Genomic DNA, 5,760 nt, shown 5'->3' with positions numbered 1-5,760 from the left:
GCTTAGGGACATAATGGATTTAATTGAAATCCCTTTTAAAGGGAGGGTGGTCACTTATCCTGCATGGCATTACATCTCCGACAGCGAGCGTCTCTCAGAGCATTTAAATGAGTGGTGTGCTGCGGCGAAACGCGGCGGGTTTCGTTATGTTATTGCGGTAACTGCAAATAATCAATTGATTGCCGAGTGTCCAGAAGTGGATTTATGGTTTGGTCCGAATCAAGATGGTGAGTTTCCGCAGCAATCTGATGTTTCTAATGCGATACGGAGTTTATGGAGTGGACAGACTACATGAATTTCATAAAATTGTCGTATAATATAGTTAGATTTCGGGGAAAACAAATGCCAGACAAGGTCAAATGTGACAAAATGATAACAAATTATTGAACGATAATTTGATAAACGTTCAAATATGAAGCCATATTCTTGACGCTCCCAAGCACCTAGGCTATTATAAGTTATGTCCTAGTTCGTCATGTGTTTTTGCCCTGCGGCAAGACGCGAGATATGGTTGGCAAAGGGGGTTAGAACAGAAGATGAGTAACCATGAACAACACGAGACCGCGAATCGACCGGTTCAGCGCAAAGAAATGTCCCGGCGTCAATTTTTGTCATATACGCTTGGTGGCACAACTGCATTTATGATGGGCGGCGCGGTATTACCAATGGTTCGTTTCGCAGTGGATCCACTCCTTAAGAAAAAGGGCGAGGGTACATACGTAAAAGTTGTGGAAGAGAGCAAAATTACGAACGAACCGCAAGAATTCAAATTTAAAATTCATCAGATCGACGGTTGGTACGTAAGTGACCCAGAGCTTGCAGCTTGGATTTCGAAGGATGCAAATGGCAAGATCTTTGCACTTTCACCAGTTTGCAAACACTTAGGTTGTACGATCGGATGGAACACAAAAGGTCAAAATGAATACGATTGTCCTTGTCACGATGCGCGCTACACGAAAGACGGGAAAAACATTACAGTTGCCCCGAACCCATTGGATGAGTACGAAGTGAAGCTTGAAGACGGCTTCGTGTACTTGGGTCCAGTAATGCCGAATACAAGAATGAAATAAGGAGGTCGTATGGCAGATGTTTAAAAGTGTTTACAACTGGATCGACGAGCGTCTTGACATTACGCCTCTGTGGAGAGATGTGGCTGACCATGAAGTGCCTGAGCACGTTAACCCAGCGCATCATTTTTCCGCATTCGTATATTGTTTCGGCGGTCTGACGTTTTTTATCACTGTTATTCAAATTTTGTCCGGTATGTTTTTGACGATGTATTATGTTCCGGATATTATCAACGCATATGCAAGCGTTGATTACCTGCAGCACAAGGTTGCATTCGGACAAATCGTTCGAGGCATGCACCACTTTGGGGCAAGTTTAGTTATTGTTATGATGTTCTTACATACCCTTCGAGTGTTTTTTACCGGTTCTTACAAAGCGCCGAGGGAAATGAACTGGGTTGTCGGAATGCTCATCTTCTTCATCATGTTAGGCCTAGGATTTACAGGTTACCTGCTTCCTTGGGATAACAAAGCTTACTACGCAACAAAAGTTGGTGTCCAAATTGCTGAATCCGTACCGGTAATCGGACCGTATCTCGCTTCATTCCTTTACGGCGGCGATATCGTAGGCGCACAAACACTAACTCGCTTCTTCGCGATCCATGTATTCTTCTTACCTGGCGCTTTGATTGCAATGTTGGCAGCGCACTTTATCATGATTCGGAAACAAGGTATTTCGGGACCACTTTAAGCGAAGGGAGGCATACTTATGGCGCATGGTCATAATTCGAACGAGAAGGTTGTCTATGTAGGCGACTCGCGTGTTAAGAAAAACAACCATCCGAACATTCCTCCGGACTACACGTCTTTTCCAGGTAAATCGGAAGCGTTTATTCCAAACTTCCTGCTTAAGGAATGGATGGTCGGCTGTGTCGTTTTGGTTGGTTTTCTTGTATGGGTTATTGCTGAACCAGCACCACTTGGTTATCCAGCAGATCCAACGAATGCGGCATTTATACCGATGCCGGACTGGTACTTTTTGTTCTTGTATCAATTTTTGAAATACCCATATGTTTCGCAAGATTACATTTTGCTCGGAACAGTAGGTATTCCCGGAGTCATGTTTGGCGCATTGTTGCTAGCACCATTCCTCGACACTGGCAAGGAACGCCGCTTCTACCGTCGTCCGATTGCATCTTCATTGATGGGGCTAACACTTGTAGCTTGCGTTTACTTGACAGTTGTTTCTTGGGATCACTACCAGCATCAGCTTGAAATTAACGGACAAGTACCGGAACATATTGAGCGTGAAGAGAAGGCGCGTGAGGCTGCACTAGCAGGCCAAGAGCGTCCGAACTACACGAAACCAGCAGTAGAAGCATCACTTGTTGATGCAAATGATCCAGCAATGAAAATTGCTGAGCAAGCAAAATGTATCAGCTGTCATGCAGCTGACCTAAAAGGCCAAGGATCTGTTCCTAGCTTGGTTGGCGTTGGTGACGTTTTGTCGAAAGAGCAGCTTGTAGAAGTAGTTACGAATGGTCGTAACGGCATGCCAGCTTTCGCTGATACTTTATCTGCCGAAGAAATTGATCAGCTGACTACTTGGCTGTCCAAACAAAAAGCGGCAACAGAATAAATCATCGAAAAAAACCTGATCGTATTACACGGTCAGGTTTTTCTTCGAATATAAGTCCTTTTTAATGATAAAGCGAAGGAGAAGTGATTCATCATGCTCGCTATTTTTTGGAGCCGTGAATTTTTACTAAGCCGACCATTTTTATGGTTGCTTTTTATTGTTAATTTTTTTGGAACGGTTTATGGCTACATCTGGTACGAGTCACAATTAGCTGAAACGTTAGATAGCCACCCCTTATGGCAAATTGTTTTTGTGCCCGATTCACCCACAGCAAGTCTGTTTTTTACGATTGCTCTACTTTATTTTTTATTTCCGCCTAAGCGTTCAAACGGCCTTGTAACAGTTTTGCGGTACATTATTGAAGGTTTGGCTGTTGTATGCTCAGTCAAATACGGCATTTGGGCTGTGTCGATGATTGTAGCGGGAGCATGGCAGGGGTCTGAGCTGAACTGGCAGCACTATATGCTTATGGCTTCACATCTTGGAATGGCGTTTGAGGCATTGCTTTTTTTCAGATTTATGAAAGCAGGAGCTGTCTCGCTTATTGTAGCTACAGGATGGCTTCTTCTTAATGACACGGTTGATTATACATATGGGATATTTCCATACCTTGCCAAACAATTGTACGATGATTTGGATGCGGTTCGCGCATTTACCTACGGTTTATCCTTCTTTAGTTTGGCAGCTGGATTACTCGTATGGCGTTTTAGAAAGAAGGTATAACGATGGACATCCCTTCATAAGTTGTATTATGGGGGGATGTCCATGAAGATACGTTTTATTATTCCATTCGTCGTATGTATCGTCATGACGATAGGTTATGCTAATTTAGTCTGGGGCAGCGGAGCTAGTCTTCAAGCTTTTGCGTCCCGGTTGACGCCAGATCCAAGTAAACAGGTTCAACGTATGGATAATATTGCAAGCTCATTATATGAAGCAGCTTATACAAATAATCGACAAGCAGCTTATCAATATGTCCAACAGCTTCAGCAATTGGTTGATGGAGAACTTAAATATGAAGCTGGTAATGCCGAAGGGTGGCAAGCTGTTGAACGAGATGCCAATACAATTGAGAAAACGCTCGTTAAAGGCTCACTTGGGACAAGCTGGTTTGTAGAGGCAGCCCGAATTAAATTAACTGCTGATGCTCTTGCAAGGCCTAATAATGCCTTGTGGCTGCAATATGAGAAGATCATGCTGGATGATATTTCGCGTGTGGAAAAAGCTTGGAAGCGCCAAACTGATGATGGAGCTATAGCAGCACGAGCTGTAATGATAAGCTTGGAAAAACATGCAGATCGTATTAAACCTGCTGTCAGTATGATGTACGGGAGCAAGCATGAAACAGAGTTGATGGAGCGAATTCAGTATACGAATCGACTGCTGGAAGCATCTCGCAAAGATAAAAATAATGTCGCCAGCATTAATCGATCAGTGCAGGAACTAAAGGATACACTCACTCGAATGTTTAATCAGAATCAATTAGAAGCGGATGTTCCCGTTGTAGCAGCAGTGCCTATTTCGAATCCTTTGCGCTGGACACTTTTATTAGGTGCATTTATTTCAGCCATTCTTACTTACACAGGCTGGAGAAAATATAAAGAAAATCCTTTTGGAGTCAAGCCTATTTCCTAATGGGTAGATGATAGATCCTAAATGATATGTAAATGCATTGTTTTTTTTAAGCAATGATTAGTATAAAGACATGAAAGTCGATATTGCGCACATTCATTTTTAGCAGCCAAATTAGTTGCTGCAGAATGTTGTAATAGACGACTTTTTTGCTATCTAAAGAAAGCAATTTAAAAACATTGATTTTATTTGCGTCTTTAAGTTAACATATGAATGTATAGCTATCGACAGAAAGGAAATGTACAGATGTCGGAAAAAACGTTATCAGATATTCAGCGAGAAGTTGATGATTATATTTCTCAATTTAAAGAAGGTTATTTCAGTCCTCTTGCTTTGATGGCTAGAATGTCCGAAGAAGTGGGCGAGCTTGCTCGTGAAGTAAACCATTTCTACGGCGAAAAACCTAAAAAAGCCGATGAAGCGGATAATTCCGTTGAAATGGAGCTTGGTGATATTTTATTTATTCTTTCTTGCTTCGCTAATTCCCTCAATATAGATTTAACCGAAGCGCATAATAAGGTTATGCATAAATTCACTACGCGCGATGCGAATCGGTGGACGAAGAAAATAACCGAACAGTAAACAAGCTCCATACATATGCTGTACCATCAACCTGTGTACAAGGAGGATGGGCGGATGGATGGAGAGAGCTGCATGAAAAAGGCTTATGAATTCATCTTTAATAGTGATTTCGAGCAAGCGATATATTGGTTTGAGAAAGCCATTGAGGTTGAACCGGAAAATGCATTCTATTATCATACATGCGCCGTATCTTGCGCACGAAGCGGTAAATGGACAAAAGCGAAGCAGCATGCAGAATCAGCCGTTAGGCTTGCGCCCGAGCTTGCGGAATATAGATATCATCTTCAAACCGTAGAAGCCGGAATTTTGCAAGCGGAGGCTAATTTTTTGCTGGCCAAAGTACCGCCTGAGCTCCATGAGGCAGCACCGTTACTTGAGAGAGCAGCACTGCTTGACCCATTAAGCTTCGATGCATTTTATACGCTTGGCGTTTTGTATGCATCGCTTAGCCAATACGATAAAGCGGTTATTCATGCGAGGGAAGCAATGAGGCTCGATCCCAGCCATTCGGCAGCGAGAAGGCTCTTTGCTGACGTTAATCGTAAGAGGCGTATGCTGCGATTTCAATTGGATGCAAAAAGAAAAAGGAACAGGTGATAAAGATGACGACACAAAAAATACGCGTGGCAGTAGCTGGTGCAAGTGGAAGAATGGGACGCGAAGTTGTAAAAATGGTGCTGGAGGACGAGTCGCTTCAATTGGTGGCGGCCGTCGCTCCATCTGCTGGTCCTGTAGATGCGGGTATATTTGCAGGGAAAGCAAATACTGGAGTTATAGTCAGTGCAACACTTGAGGAAGCACTTCAAGGTGCTCAAGCCGATGTACTCGTTGATTTCACCATTCCTCAGATGGCATATGGACATACGAAGACGGCAATTGAATTAGGAGTACGTCCTATTA

Annotated in this window: 8 protein-coding genes and 1 pseudogene; all 9 read left to right on the top strand. The window is 43.0% G+C overall.

Features of this window, described 5'->3' with window-relative positions; translation table 11 throughout:
• Nucleotides 1-295 (top strand): DUF2487 family protein (locus AC1DSE_RS28940; RefSeq protein WP_477528609.1); only part of this gene is annotated, 295 nt, incomplete at its 5' end.
• 241 nt (nt 296-536) lie between these two features.
• Nucleotides 537-1,070: a Rieske (2Fe-2S) protein gene (locus tag AC1DSE_RS28935; RefSeq protein WP_477509641.1), complete on the top strand. Its 534-nt coding sequence runs from the start codon at nt 537-539 to the stop codon at nt 1,068-1,070.
• Nucleotides 1,071-1,086: 16 nt separating this feature from the next.
• The gene (qcrB, locus tag AC1DSE_RS28930; protein WP_053376377.1) at nt 1,087-1,758 is read left to right on the top strand and encodes a menaquinol-cytochrome c reductase cytochrome b subunit; all 672 of its coding nucleotides are present in this window, start codon (nt 1,087-1,089) and stop codon (nt 1,756-1,758) included.
• Nucleotides 1,759-1,776: 18 nt separating this feature from the next.
• A complete protein-coding gene (locus tag AC1DSE_RS28925) occupies nt 1,777-2,646 on the top strand; it encodes a menaquinol-cytochrome c reductase cytochrome b/c subunit (protein WP_076265692.1) in 870 nt (289 codons plus the stop codon).
• Nucleotides 2,647-2,736: 90 nt separating this feature from the next.
• Nucleotides 2,737-3,369, top strand: a complete 633-nt coding sequence (locus AC1DSE_RS28920; protein ID WP_441875575.1) for a DUF1405 domain-containing protein — start codon at nt 2,737-2,739, stop codon at nt 3,367-3,369.
• 42 nt (nt 3,370-3,411) lie between these two features.
• Nucleotides 3,412-4,281: a sporulation protein YpjB gene (locus AC1DSE_RS28915; protein ID WP_477509640.1), complete on the top strand. Its 870-nt coding sequence runs from the start codon at nt 3,412-3,414 to the stop codon at nt 4,279-4,281.
• Between the two features lie 243 nt (nt 4,282-4,524).
• Nucleotides 4,525-4,860 (top strand): nucleotide pyrophosphohydrolase, encoded by a 336-nt coding sequence (locus AC1DSE_RS28910; RefSeq protein ID WP_076265695.1) that lies wholly within the window; start codon nt 4,525-4,527, stop codon nt 4,858-4,860.
• A gap of 54 nt (nt 4,861-4,914) precedes the next feature.
• On the top strand, nt 4,915-5,457 hold the full coding sequence (locus AC1DSE_RS28905; protein ID WP_477509639.1) for a tetratricopeptide repeat protein: 543 nt from the start codon (nt 4,915-4,917) through the stop codon (nt 5,455-5,457).
• A 5-nt stretch (nt 5,458-5,462) separates the two neighbouring features.
• Nucleotides 5,463-5,760 (top strand): annotated as a pseudogene (locus tag AC1DSE_RS28900) (4-hydroxy-tetrahydrodipicolinate reductase); the annotation flags it as partial.

Source organism: Paenibacillus sp. 01L418, assembly GCF_056400045.1.
The sequence above is the reverse complement of the archived record's forward strand: the minus strand, read 5'-3'. Positions and strand labels throughout refer to the sequence as shown.